This is a genomic window from Kangsaoukella pontilimi, assembly GCF_009830125.1.
Classification (GTDB): Bacteria; Pseudomonadota; Alphaproteobacteria; order Rhodobacterales; family Rhodobacteraceae; genus Kangsaoukella; species Kangsaoukella pontilimi.
Window position 1 is genome coordinate 1,149,689 of sequence record NZ_WUPT01000001.1, and the last position, 24,170, is coordinate 1,173,858.

Annotated in this window: 21 protein-coding genes, 1 tRNA gene and 1 pseudogene; 2 read left to right on the forward strand and 21 right to left on the reverse strand. The window is 62.1% G+C overall.

Annotated elements, in window-relative coordinates; translation table 11 throughout:
- Position 1: 1 nt before the first annotated feature.
- The 12 genes and pseudogenes from GQ651_RS05710 to GQ651_RS18655 form a co-directional block, all read right to left on the reverse strand.
- Positions 2–1,279, reverse strand: coding sequence for a TRAP transporter large permease (locus GQ651_RS05710; RefSeq protein ID WP_160763219.1), 1,278 nt, complete (start codon positions 1,277–1,279; stop codon positions 2–4).
- Entirely contained in the window at positions 1,276–1,833 is a 558-nt protein-coding gene (locus tag GQ651_RS05715) for a TRAP transporter small permease (protein WP_160763220.1), read from the reverse strand. The genes GQ651_RS05710 and GQ651_RS05715 overlap by 4 nt, the downstream gene beginning before the upstream one ends.
- Positions 1,834–1,929: 96 nt before the next feature.
- A complete protein-coding gene (locus GQ651_RS05720) occupies positions 1,930–2,295 on the reverse strand; it encodes a cupin domain-containing protein (protein WP_160763221.1) in 366 nt (121 codons plus the stop codon).
- A 4-nt stretch (positions 2,296–2,299) separates the two neighbouring features.
- Positions 2,300–3,280, reverse strand: a complete 981-nt coding sequence (locus tag GQ651_RS05725) for a TRAP transporter substrate-binding protein (protein WP_160763222.1) — start codon at positions 3,278–3,280, stop codon at positions 2,300–2,302.
- Positions 3,281–3,845: 565 nt separating this feature from the next.
- A tRNA-Ser gene (locus GQ651_RS05730) sits at positions 3,846–3,935 on the reverse strand.
- Positions 3,936–4,059: 124 nt separating this feature from the next.
- A complete protein-coding gene (locus GQ651_RS05735; RefSeq protein ID WP_160763223.1) occupies positions 4,060–4,773 on the reverse strand; it encodes an alanyl-tRNA editing protein in 714 nt (237 codons plus the stop codon).
- A complete protein-coding gene (locus GQ651_RS05740) occupies positions 4,770–7,160 on the reverse strand; it encodes a DUF3772 domain-containing protein (RefSeq protein WP_160763224.1) in 2,391 nt (796 codons plus the stop codon). The genes GQ651_RS05735 and GQ651_RS05740 overlap by 4 nt, the downstream gene beginning before the upstream one ends.
- 4 nt (positions 7,161–7,164) lie before the next feature.
- Complete coding sequence (locus GQ651_RS05745) at positions 7,165–8,193, reverse strand: cysteine synthase A (RefSeq protein WP_160763225.1); 1,029 nt, start codon at positions 8,191–8,193, stop codon at positions 7,165–7,167.
- Positions 8,194–8,247: 54 nt separating this feature from the next.
- A complete protein-coding gene (locus GQ651_RS05750) occupies positions 8,248–9,375 on the reverse strand; it encodes an NUDIX domain-containing protein (RefSeq protein WP_160763226.1) in 1,128 nt (375 codons plus the stop codon).
- The gene (locus GQ651_RS05755) at positions 9,372–9,818 is read right to left on the reverse strand and encodes a TrgA family protein (protein WP_160763227.1); all 447 of its coding nucleotides are present in this window, start codon (positions 9,816–9,818) and stop codon (positions 9,372–9,374) included. Before GQ651_RS05755 ends, GQ651_RS05750 begins: the two co-directional genes overlap by 4 nt.
- Before the next feature lie 6 nt (positions 9,819–9,824).
- Positions 9,825–11,036, reverse strand: a complete 1,212-nt coding sequence (locus GQ651_RS05760) for an SAM-dependent methyltransferase (protein WP_160763228.1) — start codon at positions 11,034–11,036, stop codon at positions 9,825–9,827.
- Positions 11,037–11,130: 94 nt separating this feature from the next.
- Positions 11,131–12,701 (reverse strand): annotated as a pseudogene (locus GQ651_RS18655) (NAD(P)H-hydrate dehydratase).
- A 216-nt stretch (positions 12,702–12,917) separates the two neighbouring features.
- Between GQ651_RS18655 and GQ651_RS05775 the strand changes: the two are divergent.
- Positions 12,918–13,256, forward strand: a complete 339-nt coding sequence (locus tag GQ651_RS05775) for a P-II family nitrogen regulator (protein WP_160763231.1) — start codon at positions 12,918–12,920, stop codon at positions 13,254–13,256.
- A 46-nt stretch (positions 13,257–13,302) separates the two neighbouring features.
- On the forward strand, positions 13,303–14,709 hold the full coding sequence (gene glnA, locus GQ651_RS05780; RefSeq protein WP_160763232.1) for a type I glutamate--ammonia ligase: 1,407 nt from the start codon (positions 13,303–13,305) through the stop codon (positions 14,707–14,709).
- 77 nt (positions 14,710–14,786) lie between these two features.
- Here glnA and GQ651_RS05785 read toward each other — a convergent pair whose 3' ends face one another.
- From GQ651_RS05785 to GQ651_RS05825, 9 genes are all read right to left on the reverse strand, one after another.
- Positions 14,787–15,608, reverse strand: a complete 822-nt coding sequence (locus GQ651_RS05785) for a sulfite exporter TauE/SafE family protein (RefSeq protein WP_160763233.1) — start codon at positions 15,606–15,608, stop codon at positions 14,787–14,789.
- 110 nt (positions 15,609–15,718) lie between these two features.
- Positions 15,719–16,720: a tRNA dihydrouridine(20/20a) synthase DusA gene (gene dusA / locus GQ651_RS05790; RefSeq protein WP_160763234.1), complete on the reverse strand. Its 1,002-nt coding sequence runs from the start codon at positions 16,718–16,720 to the stop codon at positions 15,719–15,721.
- A gap of 305 nt (positions 16,721–17,025) precedes the next feature.
- Positions 17,026–18,621 carry a GMC family oxidoreductase gene (locus GQ651_RS05795; RefSeq protein WP_160763235.1) on the reverse strand — a complete coding sequence of 532 codons (1,596 nt, stop codon included), beginning with the start codon at positions 18,619–18,621 and terminating at the stop codon, positions 17,026–17,028.
- Between the two features lie 9 nt (positions 18,622–18,630).
- A complete protein-coding gene (locus tag GQ651_RS05800; RefSeq protein WP_160763236.1) occupies positions 18,631–19,308 on the reverse strand; it encodes a TetR/AcrR family transcriptional regulator in 678 nt (225 codons plus the stop codon).
- A gap of 24 nt (positions 19,309–19,332) precedes the next feature.
- Positions 19,333–20,184 carry a carbohydrate ABC transporter permease gene (locus tag GQ651_RS05805; protein ID WP_160763237.1) on the reverse strand — a complete coding sequence of 284 codons (852 nt, stop codon included), beginning with the start codon at positions 20,182–20,184 and terminating at the stop codon, positions 19,333–19,335.
- On the reverse strand, positions 20,184–21,119 hold the full coding sequence (locus GQ651_RS05810; RefSeq protein ID WP_227257970.1) for a carbohydrate ABC transporter permease: 936 nt from the start codon (positions 21,117–21,119) through the stop codon (positions 20,184–20,186). Before GQ651_RS05810 ends, GQ651_RS05805 begins: the two co-directional genes overlap by 1 nt.
- A 60-nt stretch (positions 21,120–21,179) precedes the next feature.
- The gene (locus tag GQ651_RS05815; RefSeq protein ID WP_160763238.1) at positions 21,180–22,412 is read right to left on the reverse strand and encodes an ABC transporter substrate-binding protein; all 1,233 of its coding nucleotides are present in this window, start codon (positions 22,410–22,412) and stop codon (positions 21,180–21,182) included.
- A 141-nt stretch (positions 22,413–22,553) separates the two neighbouring features.
- Positions 22,554–23,033, reverse strand: coding sequence for a MaoC family dehydratase (locus GQ651_RS05820; RefSeq protein ID WP_160763239.1), 480 nt, complete (start codon positions 23,031–23,033; stop codon positions 22,554–22,556).
- On the reverse strand, positions 23,030–24,157 hold the full coding sequence (locus GQ651_RS05825) for an ABC transporter ATP-binding protein (protein ID WP_160763240.1): 1,128 nt from the start codon (positions 24,155–24,157) through the stop codon (positions 23,030–23,032). Before GQ651_RS05825 ends, GQ651_RS05820 begins: the two co-directional genes overlap by 4 nt.
- Positions 24,158–24,170 lie beyond the last annotated feature (13 nt).

Here is a 24,170-nt window from a genome sequence, read left to right on the forward strand (position 1 = left end):
TTCAACCTCCGAAGATCATGACGAGCGCGAGGCTCAGGGTGGGTACGAACGCCACGAGAAGGAGGACTAACAAGCTCAATCCGATCATCGGCAGCACCTCGCGTGCGACCTTTTCAAGTGGCGTTCGGCCGATGGCCGAGACGATGAAGAGACACAGCCCGACAGGCGGCGTGATCATCCCGATCATGAGATTCAAGACGACCATCACACCGAATTGCACCGGGTCCATTCCTATCGCCGGGGCGATCTCGTTCAGTATAGGCATGACCAGAACAAGCGCCGCGAGCGGTTCGAGGAATAGACCGAGGACAAGCAGGATGATGTTGAGAAGGAGGATCAGGACCCAAGGCGACGAACTCAGTTCCTTCATGCCCTGCGCGACCTCGCGCGGGATGTTCTCGATCCCGAGGATGAACGAGGCCATTCCGGCCATTGCGACGATGACCATCACGCCCGCCGTCATGGTCGCGGTCGCGTAGAAGGCGTCCGCAATCTTGGACAGCGTCAGGCTGCGGTAGACCACGACTCCGATGAAGAGCGCGTAGACGGCCGCGACCGCTGCAGCCTCGGTGGGGGTGAAGACACCTCCCTTGATACCGCCGACGATGATGACCGGCATCATGAGTGCCGGCAGCGTGCGGAGCGCAAGTCCCTTGCGCTCTTCGGGCGGAACCTCCGGCGGAAGCGGGTGGCCGTCCCGCCGCGCGCGGTACAGAACATAGGCGAGGAGAAGTGCGAAAAGCAGGATTGCCGGCATGATCCCGGCAAGGAAAAGGTCGGAAATCGAAGTCCCGGTCAGCACACCATAGAGAATGAGCGCAAGAGATGGCGGCACCATCGGCCCGAGGATCGACCCCGCCGCCGTCAGGGCGGCCGCGTACTCGGCCTTGTACCCATCGTTCTTCATCGCGGGGATCATGATCGAGCCGAGCGCCGAAGCCTCGGCCGTCGCCGCTCCACTCACCCCCGAGAACAGCATCGAGGCGGTGACGTTGACGGCCGCAAGCCCGCCCCTCACCCGTCCCACAAGCGTTTGAGCGAAAAGCACGATCTGACGGGTCAGATTGGCTGCACTCATGAGATGCCCGGCAAGGATGAAGAAGGGAATGGTCAGAAGAACGAAATTGTTCGTTCCTGCGATCATCTTCTGAGGGAAGCCGATCAACAGGTGAAGCTGATCGTTGAAAAAGAGATACCCCAACGAGGCGAGCCCGAGCGCGAAGGCAATCGGCACCCCCATCACGAGCACCACGGCGAAAATGATCAGAGCTGCAATCATGCGGCCGATCCCTCTTCGCCGTCGTGAAGAATGGCGAGGCTCTCACCCCGGTAGAGGCCACGGGCCAGCGCCGCGACCTCGAAGAGGATCCGCAGAGCGACCAGCCCCATCCCGAGCGGCAGCGCGATATAGACCCAGAAGATGGTGGGGATCGGACCCGACTGGCCCAGCTCTTCGAGAATGAACCTCGCCGCCGGTATCGCCTGTCCGCCCGCACGCTCCGCGTAGAGCCATCCGTATCGAATGATCGTCACAAGAAGCACGAGGCTCGCCACCCGGCCAAGAATAGCGATGCCGTATGCGGGGACCCGCGGCAGAACACGGGTAAGAAACGACAGCGCAGCTACTTCTCCGCGCTCGTAGGCGGCGATCAGCCCAAGGAAAGATATCCAGATAAGCAGATACCGGCACAGTTCCTCGGACCATATGAGCGACGAGTTGAAGCCGTAGCGCATCACGACCTGCGCGGACATGACCGCAAGCAGGACTGCGAGCATCGCGATCAGGATCACGCGCAGCACCCTGCGATAGATTGTCTGAAAGGTCTCGAGCATTGCGTTCACTCCCACGCGGCCTTGCGCCGAACATGATTGTCTCGTCACCGGCCCTCGGTCCCGGGGCCGGCGCAGGTGTCTTCACGTTTCAGACACTCAGCGGAAGTCGTCTTCCTGGTATTCGGTAAGGTGGCGATAGTCGTCACGAACAGGTGCGAAGACGTCGAGATTGATCGCGACCTTGTCGCCGATCGCCTCGCCGCAATGCATGACGTCCGGCGGTATGCGCACAACCTCGCCCGCACCCACCTCGATCACCTCTTCACCGATCTCGAACCGGACGCGGCCGGCGACGATGTAGGCGAGCTGCTCGAACGGATGCGAATGCGGCTTCTTCTCCATGCCCGGTTCGAGCCAGTTCATCACCATCAGCGCATTGTCCCCCCGGAACGCCGTGCGCGACACTCCCGCGCGCACGGTTTCCTTGGGCAATGCGTCCCAGCGATAGACCGAGACCGCCACCGGCTCAGCTTCCCGACCGGAAGTGTTCGGTGATCTTGGCGATCAGAGGATCTTTCGCAGTCCATTCGTCCACGATCGGAGCCGTCAGCTCGCGCATCTTGTCGAGATCGCCAAGCTCGCCAACGGTCACGCCGTTGTCCTCGAGGAACTGGATGGTTTCCGCTTCCAGCGAAGAGGCAAGGGCATAGGCCTCGGCGGTGGTTTCGTGTCCCGCCTCCGCGACCGCCGCCTTTTGCTCATCGCTCAGCGCGTCCCACCGTGCTCCGGAAATCATGATGACGCCCGGCCAGAAGTAGTGCCCGGTCTTGGTCACGTGCTTTGCCGCGTCGTAAAGGCTCTCGGAGCGGATCGAGGACATGTTGATCTCGACGGCATCGATCGTTCCGGTCTCGAGCGCGGAGTAGACTTCTCCGTAGGCCATCCCGATCGGGTTCACGCCAATCGTTTCCCAAATGGCCTTGTGTAGCGGGATCGGCACGATCCGGGTCTTGAGGCCCGCAAAATTTTCGATCCCTTCGACCTGCATGGACGTCGCGAGGAAATGGCGCTGTCCGGCTTCGATGAAGCCAACCCCCTTGATCGACTTGTCGTCCAGCGTGGCAAGAAGTTCATCGCCCAGATCAGAGGTCAAAAGGTCCGACAGCTCCTCGTAGGAGCCTATCAAGAAGGGCAATTGCAGCGAATCGAAGGGCGCCGCCCCGATGACCAGCGGAAGGGTCGCCGACGAAACGAGCGCGCCGTCGATCAGACCGATCTGAATACCTTCCAGCAATTCCTTGTCGTCGCCAAGCTGGCGGTCGCCGAAAACCTCAACAGCCACGCTGCCGCCGGTTTTTTCCGCGACCTTTTCGGCGAAGATCTCGAGGCCGCTGTGAAACACATGCGTCGTCGACGCCGCGTGGCCCATTTTCAAGGTGACGTCCTGTGCGACGCCAAGCGATGGCGCAACAAGAAAAACACAGGTCGCGACTGTACGAATTTTCATATGAACTCCTCCCAAGTTGTTTCGCTAAGTGAAACACGTTATCACAAGGTAGAACATGCCCGACGATTCGTCAAACGCTGACGGTCGTCGCGCATGCCCGCATTCCTGCGCTGTCATGCTTTCGGGTCCGCGGCCGTCGAAGCAGGGCCACGCTTCAAGCAGAGGGTCGATGGTGAACGCGATCGCACGATAAAAGAGCGTCCCGGCGCGCAGACCATCTGATTTGATCGCGTGATATCGCGGGGGGCACCAACGACCGCCTTTGGCCTATCTATGGGTCAGCGCGCACTTGCAGCGAGCGGCACCGCTCTGCTTTATGAAAATTTGCCGACAAGAAGCCTGGTTGCACCGCAAGAAATTCCAAAGGCGACATGGTCCGCGAGGTGACAGGACACCGCCACCGGCCATGGCATGCGCTTGTCCAAAATCGTGAGCGCTCGCGCTACAAGCCATTGAAACAGATAATTTTAACCCGTCGGGCCACAAGTGATGCAGCGGCCAAATCTTGGCCTAGCCAGCGAAATAATTTTCGCTGATCCCGAAAGTCATGTACGGAAATGGACTTTGGCGGAGAGACAGGGATTCGAACCCTGGAGACGGTTTCCCGCCTACACACTTTCCAGGCGTGCGCCTTCGACCACTCGGCCACCTCTCCGGCCCGGATCGTCTACCCATAGGAAAGGCGCTCTGCAAGCGCCGCGTACATGATTGGTGCGAAAGTCTTCGCAAAAGACGCAGGAGGTGCGGAAATCACACCTGCCTGACCGCCCGAAGAGGCTTCAGACCAGATGCAGATAAACCCGCCGGTTCTGCGCCCCCTTCTTCTCGATCTTGCCCAGCCGGACCGGACCGATCTCGCCCGTGCGCGCGACATGAGTACCGCCGCAGGGCTGCAGGTCCACCGTCTCGGCCCCTGCCCCGATCCGCACCAGCCGAATGCGACCCGCGCCGCGCGGCGGCGCGACGGACATCGTCTTGACGAGGTCGGGATTGCTGTCGAGCACCTCTTCGTCGACCCACTCGTCAGTGACCACGTGATCTGCCTCGATCAGCCCGTTCAGAACGGCTTCGAGCGCGGCCTTGTCGTCGGGTGCCTCAGGCATGTCGAAATCGAGCCGTCCCTTCCCGTCCGAGATCGACCCGCCCGTGACGGGCAAGGGAATGACGACAGATAGAAGATGAAGTGCCGTGTGCACCCGCATATGAGTGTGGCGGAGCCGCCAGTCGAGCGATTGCATCACTTCCATGCCGACAGGCGGAAGCGTGGCACCATCGGCTGGGATCAGAACAGGGCCGTCCGGGCCTTTGACGGTCGTCGCGATCTCGCATGTGCCGCCATCCCAGTTCAGCGACCCGCGGTCACCTGGCTGCCCGCCCGATGTCGCGTAAAATACCGTCTGGTCGAGGATCAGACCGCCCTCGTCCGTGACGGCCGAGATCACGCCGGTCGCTTCAGCCAGATAGGCGTCGTCCTGAAAAAGCTGGCGCGTCATTCCCCGTCTCCTTCACCATCGTCGTCCCGATGACGCGGCCTGTCATCGCGCGCCTCTTCACGCGATGCCTTTTCACCGAGCCGTGCCTCGGCCAGGGCCTCGGGGTTTCTGAGCCAGATGTCGCGCTGCGCAAAGGGAATCTCGATGCCCTCTTCCGCGAAGCGCTTCGCAATTTCGTGGTTCAGGTCCGAATGCACGGCCATGACATAGGTGACGTCGGTCAGAATTGCGCGGATCTCGAAATCCAGACTGTCGGCCCCGAAGCCCCGGAACAGCACCGTTGGCGGCGGATTGACCGAGACGATGGGATGCGCCTCGGCGATCTCCTGCAGGATGCGCTCGACCTTGCGGGTGTCGGTGCCGTAGGCGACGCCCACGGGCGCGATCACCCGCCCGATGGAATTGCCGCGCGTCCAGTTGGTGACCGTCCCGCTGATCAGGTCTCCGTTGGGCACGATCAGGTCCGTGCGGTCGAAGGTCTCGATGACGGTCGAGCGGACCGAGATCGACCGCACGGTGCCCATCTGACCGTTCACTTCAACCCAGTCGCCCTCTCCTATGGGACGCTCGATCAGGAGGATGATGCCCGAGACGAAGTTATTGACGATGTTCTGCAAGCCGAAGCCGATACCAACGCCAAGTGCCCCGACGATGATAGCGAGCGATGACAGGTCGATCCCCGCCGCCGTGATGCCCGCGAGCGCCGCCAGAGTAATCCCGATATACCCGACGCCGGAGACGAGCGCGTTCCGCCCACCGGTGTCGAGCCGGGTGCGGGGCAGCACGCTGTTTCTGAGAACGCCCTGAAAGAGCCGCGTCAGCATCAGGCCGAGGGCAAAGACCACCGCCACCATGACGATGTCGCCGGGCGATATTGTCGTCTCTCCAATCCTCAGCCCGGCCCGGAACCGGGTCCAGAGCTCGGTCAGGTCGGTGGTTCTGACACCCCAGAACAAGGACACCGGCGGCAGCGCCGCCAGGGACAGGGCAAAGGTGACGAGGACGGGGATCAGCGCGTTCTCGGAGTCCTCCACCGTCAGCCCCCGCGCCATCCCGTAGAGCGATTGCACGAGGAAATGGAGCGTCACGAGGAAGGCCACGACAGCCAGCGTCAGCGCGAGAGGCATGAGAATGCCGCGCGCCATCGAGTAATACCCGATCGCGGCGGCGATCACGCCCAGAACGGCGCCCAGCTGCAGCCCCCGGCCGACGAGGTTCCGAAGCCAGTCGGCATAACCGCTTCCCGCGTCGGCGCCGGAGGCAGGGGCACCGTTCCGGATCAGCTTTCCAAGCAGGAACAGGACCAACGCCAGACCGGCGAAGAAGGGAAAGCTGATAACACCCAGAAGATCGCCACGGAATGTCTCGGTGTCGCCCACAACACGGATGAGAAGCAGCGCGCCCAGCAGAAGCCCGGCCACGCGGGCCAGTATCCGCCCGCGCCTCATATCGCCTTCTGCCAGATGAAGCGGCGTCGGGGCCGCGCTCCCCGATGGGAACAGCCGCGTCCCCAGCCAGCGACCGACCGAAACCGCGATGACACCCAGATTGATGCCAAGCGCGATGGCCCGCGCGGTGGGGCCGAGAAGCCCCGTGGAAACCGCCGCCGCGTTGATCAGCGAGATGCCTGCCAACGGCAGCAGGATTCCTCCCAGGGACACCAGGAACCCGAAAACGATCTGTCCATGCGCGCCCGAGGCTCTTTCGACGCGCGCAACCAAGCGCTCGACCCAGGTCGGACCGCGTACGATCAGGATCAACGCCACAGCGAGAAGCAGGAACGCGATGGGCAGCCGGTCGTTCAGCTCTCCTCTTTCGCGAAGGCTATCGAGATTGCCTGCAATCTCTTCCTCCGCATGGCCCGCAACCTGTCCAAGACGGGAGGCCGCCTCCGACCAGAGCGTGGGCGTAAGTGGCGAGGTCTCGTGCCGGAAGAACTCGTCGGTCTGTTCGTCCCGGATGCGGCTGTCGATCCGCGCGATCAGGGCATTGGCTTCGACGAAGGCGGCTTCGGCCTCAAGCTGGGGCGCACGCGCTTCGGCCAAGGATTGTGACAACTGTTCCCGGCGCGAGGCGATCTCGTCGCTTTCGCTTTCTCCCTCTGCAGGCGGGGGCCCGAGAGCGTCTATTTGCGTTCTCAGCGCTTCGATCCGTTCGGAATTCAGATCGGTGCCCGTGATGAAACGGTCCCGCCATCCGACGAGCGACTCCCTGAGCCCGTCCAATCCCTCGACCGACAGACGCTCTTCTTCCAGCGCCGTCTCGATCTGACCGGCGATCCTGTCCCATTCGGCATAGTCGATCTGATCCTGCGCCCAGGCGACCGTCGCGGCGAAGATCAGCCAGAGCGCGGCAAGACCATGCCGGATGTGCCGGGTCACGCCCATGGGTCTAGCCTTCGAAGACTGTCGGAAGGATGCGCTCGTCCCCGTCGAGCCATTCCGGCACGGGCAAGCCCTTGGACTTCAGGAAAGTCGGGTTGAACAGCTTGGACTGATAGCGATTGCCGTAGTCGCAGAGAATTGTAACGACGGTCGATCCCGGGCCGAGTTCGCGCGCGAGGCGCATTGCGCCTGCCACGTTGATCCCCGTCGACCCGCCAAGGCAGAGCCCCTCGTCTTTCAGAAGGTCGAACACCACGGGCAGCGCCTCGTGGTCGGAAATCTTGTAGGTTGCATCCGGCGTGAAGCCTTCAAGGTTCGCGGTAATCCGTCCCTGACCGATACCTTCGGTGATCGAGTCGCCCTTCGGCGCCTCCTCACCTGTGTAGAGCTTGTAAAGCCCCGAACCATAAGGGTCGGACAGGGCGATCTTCACACCCTTCGGCTGCAGCACCTGCCCCACGCCAGCAAGCGTCCCGCCCGAGCCCACGGCACAGGTAAAGCCATCGACCTTGCCACCCGTCTGCTCCCAGATTTCGGGCCCAGTTGTCTCTACATGCGCCTGACGGTTGGCGACATTGTCGAACTGATTGGCCCAGATCGCGCCATTCGGCTCGGTCTCGTTCAGCCGCGCCGCCAGCCGCTCGGAATATTTGACGTAATTGTTGGGATTGGCATAGGGAACGGCAGGCACCTGCACCAACTCCGCCCCGCAAAGCCTTATCATGTCTTTCTTTTCCTGGCTTTGCGTCTCGGGGATGACAATGACCGTACGAAACCCCATGGACGCGCCCACCAGCGCCAGCCCGATGCCCGTGTTGCCGGCCGTACCCTCGACAATTGTACCGCCCGGACGCAGCCTGCCCGACACCACGGCGTCCCGGATAATGTAAAGCGCCGCGCGATCTTTCACCGACTGGCCGGGGTTCAGGAACTCGGCCTTGCCAAGGATCGTGGCGCCGGTTTCTTCCGACGGACCGTTCAGACGAATGAGGGGGGTATTCCCGACAGCGGCAGCGAGATCGGCGTAGACAGTCATGCGCGGTCGTCCTTCTTGGTTCACCCTCTGTCCTAGGGTGCCGGGGACCGGGTTTCAATCCGTTGCGCGCAATCGCTCGCGGTGCCGTGCCAGCCAGAAGAGCGCCAGAAGCAGCGGCCCGGTATTGGCGGCACCTGACGCGGCCATGTCTTCCAGCGCCTCGAAACTCACGACATGGGCCATGATGTCCTCGGCCTCGCTCACCTCGCCGCCGACCCTCCCGTCGCGCCCGCCAAGATCGGCAATGGCGACGTAGCTGGTCAGATGTTCGCTCACCGCCCCCGGCGTGGGATAATAGGCGCCGATCAGATGCATTTCGCCGGCTTCGAGCCCGGTTTCTTCCAGCATCTCGCGGCGCGCCGCCTCTTCCGGCGTCTCGCCCGCGTCAATGCGACCGGCGACAGGCTCAATGCACCACGGGTTGGGGTCCCCCCGCGAAAAGGCCCCATGCCGGAACTGACGCACAACCAGAACCGCGTCCCGGACCGGGTCATAGGGCAGGATCGTCACCGCATCCGCGCTCAGCCATGACACGCGGCGGACCGTCTCGCTCTGACCGCCGCCGAATGTGGGAAAACTCAGCCGATCCTCTCGCACGCCGAAATAGTCGGTGAAGGGCTGCCTGGTGACATCGGGTGCAACCACCCCATCGCCAGGCAATCCACCGAATGGATCGGGCGACGGCTCCGCCTGCGCCCTGAGCCGAGAGGCCGCACGCGCCCGGATCTGCGGAAAGGCTGCTGCCGCCTGTTCCGGCGGCGTTTCCCCCAGCAGGCGCATGTATTCGACCGCCGCCGCCCGCGACAGCGGGCCGTATGTGCGCTGCCATTCCGACAGAGACCAAGCCGCACCTTTCGGCCACCTGTCCGCCTCAGGGATATAGACGAGAGCCTCCTCCCGACCGGCGTCGGTCATCACCTGACGCGGTTCCAGCGTGTAGCCGAATCCCAGTTCGTAGAAATCGAGCCGCGCCTTCAGAAGTCCGTCGCATTCAACGATCAGACCTGTCGCGACGGCCCCGGCTTCATGGCCGAGAAGGGGAAAGTTCTCATCCCGCGCCCAATGGACAGCGTGATCGGCAAGCCGCGCCGACCGGCCGGCCAGCACCCGCCCGCCGACGACACCGAACAGATCGGGGTCGAGAAGCGTCCCATAGAGAAAAATGGGCGTCGTTGCGCTCACGTCCACCGCTTGCCGAAGAACTCGGTCACCCAGGCACAGAAGAGCGCGCCGATGACCGCGGCGATGATGATTTCCTGTCGGGCAGCGAAGACAGCGTATTCGACGAAGATCTGCGTCATGTCCTGAACGGCCTCGACCGCTCCGCCATAGGATCGGCGCATCGACTTCTGGATCATCTCCCAGGCCGACCAGAGGACAAGGCACCAGAACACGGTCGCCGCCAGCGTCGTCAGTCCCATTCCGAACGCGGTTCGATAGCTTTTACCGGCTGTCTTGCCAATGATTTGCCAGCCCATCAGCACCCCGATAAGGCCATTCCACCGCGAAAACCAATCAAGCTCCGTGCCATGGGTGTCCACCAGCAACGGCTTGATCAAATCGGAAATGAAATAGGCAAGCGCGCCGAAGACTATTGCGGCGACCAGTTTCCCGCCTGTGGGCATCTGCTCCTACCCCGGTTTCGTGACCGTAATTTGCGTCACGTCAATGCTTCCGGCATGAAATCCGGCAGCGCAAGAGGTTAGATAAAAATTCCACATTCTTCTGAAGCGATCGTCGAATCCAAGCAACGATACCTCGCTCCAGCGCGCATTGAACGTGTCGTGCCAACGGCGGAGCGTCTGACTGTAGCTTTCACCGAACTCGATCGAGCGCTTGACCTGCAGGCCCGCCTTCTCGACTTCCGAGCGCAGAACCGACGGCGACGGCAGCATCCCGCCGGGGAAGATGTACTTCTGGATGAAATCAACGCCCTTGCGATAGGCTTCGAACCGGTGGTCCTCGACCGTAATGATCTGTAGCGTCGCGTTGCGCCCTGCCTTGAGGCAGTTCTTCACCGTGTTGAAATAGACGGGCCAGTATTTCTCGCCCACCGCCTCGAACATCTCGATGGAGGCGACCCCGTCATAGGTGCCGCGCTCGTCACGGTAATCCTGCAGCTTGATCTCGACCTTGTCCGAGAGGCCAGCGCGCTCCATCCGGGCGACGGCGTAATCGTGCTGCTCTCTCGAGATAGTCAGACCGGTAACCTTCAGTCCCCGCTCCCTGGCCGCGTATTCCGCGAACCCGCCCCAGCCGCAGCCGATTTCCAGCACGTGGTCGCCGGGACCCACGCCCATTTCGTCGACCATGCTCTGGTATTTGCGGGTCTGCGCCTTTTCCAGGCTCTCCTGCCCCGTCTCGAACAGGGCAGACGAATAGGTCATCGTATCGTCCAGCCAGAGGCTGTAGAAGTCATTCCCCAGATCGTAATGATACGAGATGTTTTTCTTCGCCTGCCGCCTACTGTTCGAGTTCATCCAGTGCCGCAGCCGCTCGAAGGCACGAACAAGGCCCATGCCCGGAAACTGCTCGTAAAGCTCGTCATTGTCGGCGTGGATCACATCCATGAAGGCCTGCAGGTCGGGCGTCGACCACCAGCCGTCAAGATAGGCGTCGGAGAACCCAAGATCGCCTTCGCGGACAAGCCGCGCGAAGACGTCCGGGTTGTGGATGTCGATATGGGCGAAAGGGCCGGGATTGGGCGCGTCGACGGAAAAGACCCGTCCGTCCGGCAAGGTGAAATCCAGCCGTCCGTTCCTGAGGCGCTTGGCCAGATTGAACGTCGTCGCGAAGTATCGCGGCAGGTCCGTTTGGCCCTCCAGCGTGGTGATCGGAGTCATGGGTCCCCTCGTCCTGGCCCGCTCTGACCTGACAGAGTAATGCCCCGTGCCGATGTATCAACCTTTTCTTGAGGTTACTCCGCGGAATGCCCGATCAGACGCCGAGAGCGCGGAAAACGGAGGGCAATTCCTCGGGCAAATCCTCGGCGATCAGGCCCGGCCCGAAGGAGAGTGCGCATTCGGTGTGGAGCCACGCAGCCGTCGCGGCGGCGTCGAAGGGTGTGAGACCTCGCGCCAGCAACCCGGCTATGAACCCGGCCAGCACGTCGCCCGAGCCGGCTGTGGCGAGCCATGGCGCGGCGCGGTCGTATACACTGGCGTTGATGGCGCATCGGCCTTTTGGATCCGCGATGACGGTATCCGGTCCCTTGAGCAGCACCACGCAGCCCGCCTGCGCTGCCGCCTCGCGCGTCGCGTCGATCTTGGAATAGGCCGGTCCGGTGGTGGCGGGCGCGTGGAGCTTTTCAGCGATGTCGGGGAAGAGGCGTGCGAACTCGCCCGCGTGCGGCGTCAGAATGCAGGTTTCGTGGAGCGCGTCGAAGAGTGTCTCAGGGTTGCGTGAGAACCGCGAGAGCGCGTCTGCGTCCAGAACGGTGGCCCGCTTTCCCGAGAGCGCACTCAGAACCAGCGCCTGCGTGTCCTGACCCAGCCCCAACCCCGGCCCCAAAAGTAGCGCGTTCAGGCGGGTATCCTCCAGAAGCTCCGTCAGGCCCGGCGCCCCGTCGAGCGGGCGGCACATGATCGCCGTCACCTGCCCCGCAACCTCGGCCAGAGCCGTATGGGGGCAACCGATGGTCACCAAGCCCGCCCCGATCCTGAGCGCACCCCGCGCGGCAAGACGGGCCGCGCCGGTCTTACCCGGACCGCCAGAGAGGATGAGGGCGTGACCGTGGTCATACTTGTGGACGTCCGGCGACTTGCAAAGCGCGTCGCGCCGGGCGGCAGTCATTTCGAGTGTCATGGGGTCTCTGAACATGCGCAACCTCACAGGCCGATATCGACAACCCGCAGCGGAACGTCCCCGAAATGCGGCATGTCGTGTAACGGCTTTCTGGCGTGAAAGGTGACGATGAGGTCAGCGTGAAACGGGATCGCCGCCAGCGCCGCCCCGCTGTCCGCATCATAACCTGTCGGAAGATCGACGGCGACGACAACCGGCGCAGGCAAGGCGCCGCGCTCCGCCGAAGCGTTGATGAATGCGCGAAACGGAGCAACGATGTCGTCCATCGGAGCGCGCTGCCCGATCCCGAACAGGGCGTCGACGATGACAAGGGATTCTGCTCCGCTGTCCCGCGCACTGACCTCTGCCTTCAGGATTTCGTCGACTGAGTATGACACGACTGCGTGGTCAATGGCCCATCTAGCATGATTGGACTTCGCGTCGGGCGGCAGCTTTGCCGGGTCTCCAAGGGCCAATACGCTCACCCGCCAGCCAAGCTCTGTCAGAAGCCGCGCCACCACGAATCCGTCGCCGCCGTTATTGCCCGGCCCGCAAAGGATCACGGCATATTGCGGCCCGTCACGCAATTCCGGCCACTGGGACAGCATCGCCTCGACCACCCCGCGCCCCGCGCGTTCCATCAGTTCGAGCCCGGTCACCCGGCCCGAGGCAATCGCCTCTTCTTCGATCGCGCGCATCTGGGCGGCTGTCAGCAACTCGGTCATGGGAAGCTCCTTTGCGCCACACTATTGAGAATTCCCTACATCCGCCGCAAGTGCAGGTCGCCGGATTCATTTCCGATCGAATTGACAGCGTCATGCACAAAAAATAAGCAGAGCATATCGAAAGACGCGCCTCCGAGGGGCCAGCGGCAGCGCCTTTGATTGTGGCGCCCCGCCCTGCGTGTTCTGAGGCGTGAAAACCCTAGGGAGTCGGACCACATGAAAAAAGTCGAGGCCATCATCAAGCCGTTCAAACTGGACGAAGTGAAAGAAGCGCTTCAGGAGATCGGCGTGCAAGGCCTCTCCGTGCTCGAGGTCAAGGGGTTCGGCCGCCAGAAGGGCCACACCGAACTCTACCGTGGCGCGGAATATGTTGTGGATTTCCTGCCCAAGGTGAAAATCGAGGTCGTTTTGGCCGACGAGCAGGTCGATGCCGCTATCGAGGCGATCATCGCGGCGGCCAAAACCGACAAGATCGGCGACGGCAAGATCTTTGTGTCCGACGTCGCCCAGGCCATTCGCATCCGCACCGGCGAGACCGGTGAGGACGCGCTCTGAGCACAACCAGCAACGCTAACTGAATTCTGAAAGGGAAGAGGGTTCCATGAGCAACAAGGACGTCTTGAAGACGATCAAGGACGAGGACGTCGAATATGTCGACATCCGCTTCACCGATCCGCGCGGCAAGCTGCAGCACGTGACGGTCATGTCGGACCAGGTCGACGAGGATTTCCTCGAAGAAGGCTTCATGTTCGATGGCTCGTCCATCGCAGGCTGGAAGTCGATCGACCAGTCGGACATGAAACTGATGCCCGACACTACCTCGGCCTACATGGACCCGTTCTTTGCCGAAAAGACGCTGGCCGTGCATTGCTCGGTCGTCGAACCCGACACCGGCGAGGCCTATGACCGCGACCCGCGTTCGACCGCCGAGAAAGCCGAAGCCTATCTGAAGTCCAGCGGCATCGGCGATGTGGCCTACATGGGCCCGGAAGCCGAATTCTTCCTGTTCGACGACGTGAAGTACTCGGTCTCGATGAACAAGGTGTCCTACGAGGTCGACGCGATCGACGCCGCATGGAACACCGATACCGACTACGAGATGGGCAACATGGGCCACCGCCCCGGCGTCAAGGGCGGCTACTTCCCGGTCCCGCCGGTGGACGATGCGCAGGACCTGCGTTCGGAAATGCTGTCCACCATGAAGCGCATGGGCATGAAGGTCGACAAGCACCACCACGAAGTGGCGTCGTGCCAGCACGAGCTTGGCCTGATCTTCTCGTCGCTGACCGACCAGGCTGACCAGCTTCAGAAGTACAAGTACGTCATCCACCAGGTTGCCCATGCCTACGGCAAGTCGGCGACCTTCATGCCGAAGCCCATCGCGGGCGACAACGGCACGGGCATGCACGTCAACATGTCGATCTGGAAGGACGGCAAGCCGCTCTTCGCCGGCGACAAATACGCCGACCTAAGCCAGGAAGCGCTCTACTACATCGGCGGCATCCTGAAGCACGCCAAGGCGCTCAACGCCTTCACCAACCCCTCGACCAACTCGTACAAGCGGCTGATCCCGGGCTTCGAAGCCCCGGTTCTCCGCGCCTACTCGGCCCGGAACCGTTCGGGCTGCGTGCGTATTCCGTGGACGGAAAGCCCGAAAGCCAAGCGCGTCGAGGCCCGCTTCCCCGACCCTTCGTCGAACCCGTATCTGTGCTTCTCGGCTCTTCTGATGGCCGGCCTCGACGGCATCAAGAACAAGATCGATCCGGGCGAAGCCATGGACAAGGACCTCTACGATCTGCCGCCGGAAGAGTTGGAAGGCATCCCGACGGTCTGCGCCAGCCTGCGTGAAGCTCTGGAAGAGCTGGAAGCCGACATGGACTTCCTGCTGCAGGGCGACGTCTTCACGAAGGACCAGATCGAAGGCTACATGGACCTCAAGTGGGAAGAGATCTACGCCTACGAGCACACTCCGCACCCGATGGAATTCAAAATGTACTACAGCTGCTAAGCCGCTGTGGAATAACGGAAAGGGCGCTCCAAACGGGGCGCCCTTTTTTCATTGCTGGTCCAAGACGCCGCGGGCTCTCAGCCGGCGAGCGCGCCCCATGCGATCCGCGCGCCCACGAGCAACAGAAACCCACCGAAGAACCGCCGAAGCCGCTTTGCGGGAAGGCGGTGCGCCAGCGCCACGCCAATCGGCGTCGTGGCCCATGTCATCGCGATCACGATGGCGAAAGCCGGCCAGTTCACGGAACCGACCGTCATGGGCGGCCTCTCATCGACCGGGATGGACGACACGAGAAAGCCCAGAACGGACGGCACAGCGATCAGAAGACCAAAGCCCGCAGCGGTGCCGACCGCCTTGTGCACCGGGCGCCCGAAAGCGGTCATCAGCGGCACGCCGATGGAGCCGCCCCCGATCCCCATCAGGGTGGAAAGAAGCCCCGTCCCGGCCGAAAGACCCGCCCGCAATCCGCCTGTCGGCATGTCGTCGCCCAGCCGGAACCCCTCTCGCCCGAAGATCAGCCACGAGCCCACGAGGATCGTCAGGCCGCCGAAGATGGCTTCGAGCGCGTCCGAGCCGAGCCGGTTCGCAACCACAACGCCGATCAGAGCGCCCACGGCGATCCCCGGCGCCCAGGTCTTTAAGATGCCGCTGTCCACGGCGTCATGCCGCTTGTGGCGTCCGAGCGAGCGGATCGAAGTCACGATAATCGTGGCGAGCGACGTCCCTAGACAAAGCTGCATCAGCGCCGGGCTGTCATAACCGAGCGCCGTGAACGCCGCGAGAAAGGCGGGCACCAGAACGATGCCGCCTCCCACGCCCAGAAGCCCGGCGAGAACACCGGCGAAGGCGCCCGCAGGAACCAGATAGAAGGCCAGTGTGGTAATGAAATCCATATCCATGCGCCCGACCTAAAGCGTTTTTCGAGGTACGTGAAGAAGTCGGACAGTACCGGGCACCGAAAAGCTCAGGTCTCGGCTGGCATCGACTGCCGCGCCGATGCGGAGACACGTCAGGCTGCGTCCGCCTCGGGCACGGCATCGAGCGCCTGACGCAGAAGCTCGACCCCTGCCCCGTCCTGCGTCGCGCCCTCGGAGAGCCGTCTCCGCCATGCCCGTGCTCCGGGCCGGCCCGCGAAAAGACCCAGCATGTGCCTCGTCACCGAATGAAGCCGCCCACCTTCGGCAAGATGCGCCTCGATATGGGGGATCATGGCCAGCGCCGCCTCGTGCGGTGTGCTGACGGGGGAAGGTTTGCCGAAGATGCGCGCATCGGCCTCGCCCAGAATGGCCCAGGGGTCATGATAGGCCGCGCGACCGATCATCACGCCGTCCATACCGCGCGCAAGGAACTGTCCAGCCTGATCCAGGCTGTCGATCCCGCCGTTGACGGACAGGTGCAACGCCGGAAAGCTCTCCTTCATCGCCAGCACGAGGTCATAGTCGAGAGGCGGGATATCGCGGTTCTCTTTCGGGCTCAGACCCTGAAGCCAGGCCTTGCGCGCATGGATCGCGATACGGGTGGCGCCAGCTGCCTGCATCTTCCCAAGGAAGTCGGGCAACACCTCGTCTGGCGCCTGAGCGTCAACGCCGATCCGGCATTTCACCGTGACCGGCACGTCGACGGCGGCCATCATCGCCGTCACGCATTCGGCAACCAGATCGGGCGTCTTCATGAGCACCGCGCCGAACGTACCGGATTGCACCCGGTCAGACGGACATCCGACATTCAGATTGATCTCGTCATAGCCTTCATCCGCACCCATCCTCGCGGCTTCTGCCAGTTCGGCGGGATCGGAGCCGCCAAGCTGCAACGCGACCGGGTGTTCCTTTGCATCGAACCGCAAGAGATGCCGTGCCCCGCCACGCACCAGTGCCGGCGCCGTGACCATTTCGGTATAGAGAAGCACCTCCCGCGACAGCACGCGATGAAACGCCCGGCAGTGCCGGTCAGTCCAGTCCATCATCGGCGCCACACTAAGGCGGTTATGGAATTCCAAGTCAGACTTACTCATTTTCAGTGTCTTATGGACCAATCTTCGGGTTTCACGCGAGATGTTCAGAGGCCGCAATCAGCTTTGGTCGGGCGTGCAGTTTACCTCCACCGTGCTCAGGAACGACCTGACGACCACGGCCTCGATTTCGACACGACATATGCAAACCGGCATCAAATGGCGAGTCCGGCTCTGCCAAGGCCCACCTTTCCGGCGCCTGGAAGGAAGAAATGAACAAGCGCCCACGACACCGCAAGCAGTCCATCCTACCGTGATGGCACACCGGACCGCGCGCCCCTGCCCATTCAAGACTGAGCGCCTTCGGATTATCCGCCGATCAGATCGCTCGCCTTCTCGGCCAGCATCGCCGTCGGCGCGTTGGTGTTTGATCCCACCAAACTGGGAAAGACACTGCTGTCGCAGACCCGAAGCCCTTCGACACCCCTCACCTTCAGATCTGTATCGACGACACTACGGTCATCCGAGCCCATCCGGCAGGTTCCGACAGGATGATAGGAGGTGCGGCAGTGATTGGTCACGAAGTCGCCCAGTTCCTCGTCCGTCCTCAGCGTATCATCCGGCAGCACGACGCGCCGCACGTATTTGGCAAGCGCGGGTTGTGACATGATCTCTCGACTGATCTTGAGGCCGCGGACGGTCGTTTCGAGATCATCGGGGTGACCCATGAAATTCGGGTCGATCAGGGGCGCACGATCAGGGTTCGCCGAGGACAGCCGGACGGTACCCCGCGCCTTGGGCCTCAGCCCGTAGCAATTCAGCGTGATCCCGGAACAGCCCGGCCTTACACCGCCGACCCCGTCTTCTGCCGAGGCGCCGGCAAGGAAGTGGTACTGAAGGTCGGGTATCCCGCGATCATCGCCGGAGTGCCAGAAGAGCCCGCCTTCGACCACGTTGCTGGCCACGGGACCGCTGCGGAACAGGGCGTATTGAAGCCCGGCCCATGCCGCCAGATGCGGCTTGCGGTATTTGTCGAGGCTCTCATGCCCATGAAGTTCCGCCACGAGGTCGATATTCACGTGGTCGGCAAGGTTCTCGCCCACTTCGGCAATGTCGGCGTGCACCTCGATCCCGAGCGACCTCAGATGGTCGGCCGGGCCAAGGCCGGACAGCATCAGCAGCTTGGGCGATCCGATCGCCCCCGCGGTAACGATGACCTCGCCGTCCGTGCAAACCTCGTGCAGGCTGCCGCCATGGCGATATGCGACGCCCACGGCGCGATGGCCGTCGAAAAGCAGATGCTGACTGGCCGCCCGCGTGCGCACAGTCAGGTTCGACCGCCGCCGCACCGGGTCAAGATAGCCCCTGGCCGCCGAGCATCGGCGCCCGTTCACAACGTTTAGCTGATAGTAACCGGCCCCCGCCTGCGTCTTGCCGTTGAAGTCATGGTTGAAGGGAATGCCGTATTGCTGACACGCCATGACGAAGGCCCGCGTCATCGGTTGCGGATGCGCAATGTTCGAGACGCCAAGTGGCCCATCGGTGCCATGCCACTCATCGGCCAATGCCGTGTTCCCCTCGGAGCGGAGGAAATAGGGCTGAACGTCCGCGAAAGACCAGCCCGGGCAGCCCTCTTCATTCGCCCAACGGTCATAGTCGGCTGGGACACCGCGCGTGAAAACCTCGGCATTGATAGAACTTCCGCCGCCCAGAACGCGCGCCTGTGCATAGGGGATGCGGCGGCCGCCTGCATGCTTCTGCGGTTCGGTTCTGTATCCCCATGTCAGACCTCCACCGGTCATTTTGGCGAAGCCGACCGGCATGTGGATATAGGGGTGCCAGTCGTGGGCTCCCGCTTCGAGCAGAAGGACGGAATTGGCGGTGTTCTCGCTCAGCCGCGCGGCAAGGACGCATCCCGCAGTCCCGCCGCCGACGATGATGTGGCTATAGGCGGTCTGCGGCATGGGCCCTCGTCATTCGCGTCGCGCGATCTCTTCCTTCGACATGATCGAACGCATGACGAAATCCACCATGAAGGCGCGCCGCGCCGCCAGCGCCTTTTTCGTCATGTGATCGAAGTTGTAGATCTGAGAATTGGTGAACCGGTTGTTGAGGTAGTAAAACCCGAGCCCCGCAATCGAGTTGTTGAGCTGAAGCGCGTCGATACCGGGCCGTATTTTGCCCTGCTCGACGCCCTTTTCCAGGATCGCTCGAACGCGCTTCAAAAGCACGCTGGTCCGACGTTTCACGATGCCCGACTTTTTCAGATAGACCGCCCCGAGAAGGTTTTCCTGGTTCACCAAGGCGATGAAATCGGGGTTGGCCACGTAGTAGTCCCACGTCGCCTCGACGAGGGTCTCGATGGCCTGAAGCGGTTCGAGTTCCTCCAGCGGAAGCGCCTCCTCCATCTTGCGGATGCCGAGATAGGCCTCGCGCAGCACTTCGATATAGAGGTCCTCTTTCGAGCCGAAGTAGTGATAGATCATCTTCTTGTTGAGACCCGTCGGCTCGGCGATCCCCTCGATCCCGGCCAGAGCGAACCCCTTGTCCGCGAATTCGCGACGGGCCGACTCCAGCAAGTCCGCCTTGGCCTGATCGGCATTCCGACCGGTACGCCGCACTCGGGGTTTTCTCGCCACGGTCTGGGTCATCTGCTGTCCTCATCTCTTCGTCACTCAGCCCTTGCTGGCGCCAAGCGTCAGGCCCGCGATGAAGTGACGCTGCATCGCAAAGAACATCATGACCGGCGGAAGCGCCGCGATCAACGACCCTGCCGCAAGAAGATTGAACGATGAGATGTATTGTCCCTTGAGCGTGGTCAGCCCCAGAGTGATCGGCCTGAGCTCGTCTGACTGGATCAGGATCAGCGGCCAGAAGAAATCGTTCCAGATGAAGGTGAACTGAAGCACCGCCAGCGCGGCCAGCGCAGGGCGCACCAGGGGCACGATGACATGGATCAGGATCTTCCATTCGCTGACCCCCTCGGCCCGCGCCGCCTCGACCAGTTCGAAAGGAAGATCTGCAATGAAGTTCCGCATGAAGAACGTGCAGAACCCTGTCTGAAAGGCGATCTGGAAAAGGATCACGCCCCAATAAGTGTCGTAGATCCCCAGATCCAGCGTCAGTTGCCGGACCGGGATCATCAGGATCTGGAACGGCACGAAGTTGCCCGCGATGAAGAGCGCCAGAATGACGAACCGCCCCCGGAACTTGTAAAGCGCCAACCCTGCACCGGCGAGCGTCGACAGGAACAGTGCACCGATGATCGACGGGATCGTTATGATGACGCTGTTCAGAAGGTAGTTGCCGATTGAGGACGAGCCGAAGACGGACGAGAAATTCTCGATAAAGGCCCATTCGGTCGGCACACCCCAGTAGTTGCCGTAGTTGAGGTCGGACAGGGATCGGCCCGCCGTCGCCACGATCGCGATCATCGGCAGCAGCCAGATGATCAGCGACACCGGCAGCGCGATCTTGTAGAGAAGCTGAGCCCTCGGGCTGGCGTCCTGTATCGGTCTCGGAAACATCAGCGGGCACCCTTCTCGTTCTTCCAGAGCCTGAGAAGGAACCAGATGATGTAGACGTTCATGATCATGAAGAGGACAGTCGCGATCGCTGACGCATAGCCCATTCGGTAGCGGAAGATCGCGTTGTCATACATGTAATAGGCCAGCACGTTGGACGAGTTGTAAGGCCCGCCCTCGGTCATGACGGCCACAAGGTCGAAGGACCGCAGCGCGCCGATCACGGTGACGACGAGCGCGATGAAGGTTGCGGCGCGAAGCTGCGGCAGAACGATCTTGACCAGAAGCCTCCAGCCCTTGGCACCATCCAGCCGTGCCGCCTCGATCATCTCGGGGTTCACGCTGTTGAGACCGGTCAGGTAGAGGATCATGCAATAGGCAGTCTGCGGCCAGAGGCCCGCCACGATAATCCCGAAGGTCGCCCAGTCCTCGTCCGCGAGGATCGGCGGAAACTCGATGCCGAAGGGCTCGAGGATCGTGGCAAGCAATCCGAAGGCCGGGTCGTAGAACCACGCGAAGACAAGGCCGACGACGATCTGCGAGACGACGAAGGGAAAGAAGAAGAGCGATTTGACAAGCCGGATGCCGAACACGGTCTGGTTCAGAAAGAGTGCGACGAGAAGTCCGAACACCGGGGCCAGAAGGAACAGCACCAGCCAGTAGATGTTGTTGACGAGCGAGGTCCAGAAAACCGGGTCACTAAAGAGATACCGGTAGTTGCTCAGCCCGACCCATTTCTTCGGCCCGATCCCCTGCCATTCGGTGAAGGACAGCGAGATCGATTGCAGGATCGGCCAGATCACGAAGAGCGAGAACATCGCCAGCGCGGGCGCGATGAAGACAAGCGGCATGATGACCAGCTTGTTCCTGCTGAAGAAGGTGGTGTTCCGTCTTGTGCTGACCGGTCTTGCGGCGGGCATTGTCTGTGTCTCAGCCATCGGGACGTCCTGGGGTTGGGGTGGGACCGGCGGAGGACTGCCGGTCCCGTGCGCATCCGATCAGAGTGGTCCGTAGATGCGGGCGCGCTCGGCTTCGATCCGTTCTAGGATCTGGTCGATGCGGTCGGGGTTCTGCAGGAACTCCTGGAAGCCCTGCATCCCGACCTTCGCCAGTGCCGGATCGGTGTCGCGGTCATAGAACTGCATGATCCCGTCCGCCTTGCTGAGCTGGGCGAAACCGCCCTTGGCAAACCGGTCGTCCTTGACCGACGCGTTGACGTTCGGCGGCAGCATGTCGAGCGTACCGGCCGTCTTCGTCTGATTGTCAGCCTGAGCTGCAAAGGCAAGGAACAGACGCGCGTCGTCCTTGTTCTTTGCGTTGACCGGGATGTGGAAGCTGTCGGTCGGCGCATCCTCGTAGATGCCGACGGCCTCGTCGATGATCGGGAACGGGAACCATTCCACCTTGGCGCGGACATCCTCGGGGAACATCGACACGATGAAGGGGGCCAGAAGATACATCGCCGCGTCGCCCTGGTTCATGAAGGGCAGCGCTTCCTGGAAGGAATAGGCGGGGTGGTTCTCGACGAAGAAGTCCGCCTCGACCAGCTCGGCCCATTTCGCGAAGACGTTCTTCACGCGCTCATCGGTGTATTTGACCTTGCCGTCCATCAGCTCGGCATGGAAATCGACGCCGTTCACCCGCAGGTTCAGGAAGTCGAACCAGCCGGCGGCGGGCCAGAGGTTCTTGGTCCCGATGGTGACCGGAGTGATCCCGGCGGCGTTCAGCTTGGCGCCCACATCGAGAAACTCTTCCCAGGTGGTGGGCGTCTCGGTGATGCCTGCCTGATCGAAGAGATCCTGCCGGTAGTAGAAACCCCAAGCGTAGTAGGCGTAAGGAACGCCGTACTGCTTGCCGTCCACCGAGGAGGCGCCGACGACGGCAGGCATTTTCTCGTAAAGACCTTCCGCCTCCCAGACATCCGAGACGTCTTCCAGAAGCCCGAGGTCGACGAAGACCTTCATCCGGTTGCCGGCGTTCCAGGTGATGAGGTCGGGCGCATCCGATACGAGGAAGTTCCGCATCGCGACCTTGAAGGCCTCGTGGTCATACAGGTTGAATTTGACGTCGATGTCCGGATACGCGGCCTCGAAATCCGCGATCAGGTCTTCCATCGCCTGTTTCTGCGCAGGATCCGACGTGTTCGCATTCATCACGAGATCACGCGCGTTGGCGGTTGTCGCGACGGCCGCGAGCGCCAGGGCGCATACGGTTGTTCTGAAGTATTTCATCTCTCTCCCTTTCTGTAGAAGCGGCCGCGATCCGCGGACCAAGTAGTCGGCCAAAAGGCATGGCCAGTCCCTTGCCCGGTGGATCGGGCGATCAGACCTTTGCTAGCACTCACCGGTGAGTTACTTCCCTGTAGCAAAGCCCTATTCCTTGTTGTCTCGGCGCATCAGGAGCGCGTTTCGTCCGGCCTGAACCGTGACATCGTTCTGATTTCGAACGTCGAACCCAAGATGCACCACGCCACGGTCGCCCGCGGATGTCAGCCGCATCTCTTCGACCGTGATCGTGGCCCCAATGCTGTCCCCCGGCAGGATCGGGGCCTTGAAGGACCACTCCGTCCACCCAAGCGATGCGACCGCCTGCAATTGCACATCGGAGCGGTTCTTCAGACCATCGACCATGCAAAGCCCCATCAGACCGTGCGCGATACGCCCCGGAAAGCCCTGCGCGCGGGCGAAATCGTCATCCATGTGGACGTCGAAAAAGTCACCGGACAGACCCGCGAAGGCCACGATATGGGCCTCGGTCACGGTAATCCGTCCCGTTCGGAAATGGGCACCGACCGACAGATCGTCGTGAAAGTATTTGCCGGGCGGCAGCAGATGTCCGTGCGCATCGCTCATGCGGCAGCGTCCTGCGACCGGATCGCTCCGGCGGATGTGCTCAGCGTTCGGCCTTCCTTATCGAACAGATGGCAATAGGCGTCATTGATCGAGGCCGTGACAGCCATACCCGAGCGCGGCGGCGTCTCGCTTTCGGCCTTGAGTATGACGTCTTGCATCGCATTCGTCCGACCATAAGCGTAGGCAATCCCGCCAAGGTTCTCGACCACATCGATGGTGACCTTCAGACCCGGCCCCTCGGGTGTTCCAAGGAAATGCTCGGGCCGGATTCCGATGGTAACCTCCTGCCCCGTGGACACGTCAGCGGCATCCCTGAGAGGAATATGCAGCACGTGATCCGGCGCATCGGGGACCGAGACCTGAGCATGACCGTTCGCGCTCCCGACAATCTGGGCGCGCAGGAAGTTCATTCTGGGCGAGCCAATGAAACCGGCGACGAATTTGTTGTCGGGCGACATGTAGAGATCGAGCGGCGAGCCGATCTGCTCGATCCTGCCGTCGCGCAAGACGACAATCTTGTCCGCCATGGTCATAGCCTCGACCTGATCGTGCGTGACGTAGATCATCGTCGCGCCGATCTCGTTGTGAAGCTTGGACAGCTCGACTCGCATCTGAACCCTGAGTTCGGCGTCGAGGTTCGACAGCGGCTCGTCGAACAGAAAGACCTTCGGCTCACGCACGATGGCGCGCCCGATGGCCACCCGCTGACGCTGGCCGCCCGACATGTCCTTGGGCTTACGATCCAGAAGGTGAGTGATCTGAAGGATTTCCGCCGCTTTCTTCACGCGGCTTTCGACAACCTTCTGAGGCGTCTTCGCCATGCGCAGCCCGAAGCTCATATTGTCGGCAACGCTCATGTGCGGGTAAAGCGCGTAAGACTGGAAAACCATCGCTGTGCCCCGATCCGACGCCTCGACGTCGCTCATGTCCTCGTCCCCGATCAGGAGCTGGCCGGAAGTGATCTTCTCCAGCCCGCAGATCATCCTGAGAAGCGTGGATTTTCCGCATCCCGACGGCCCGACGAAGACGACGAATTCGCCGTGCTTCGCCTCCAGATCGACCCCCTTGATAACGTCGACCGCACCGAAGGATTTCCGCACGTCTTTCAGAACCACATCAGCCATGCGCACGACCCTT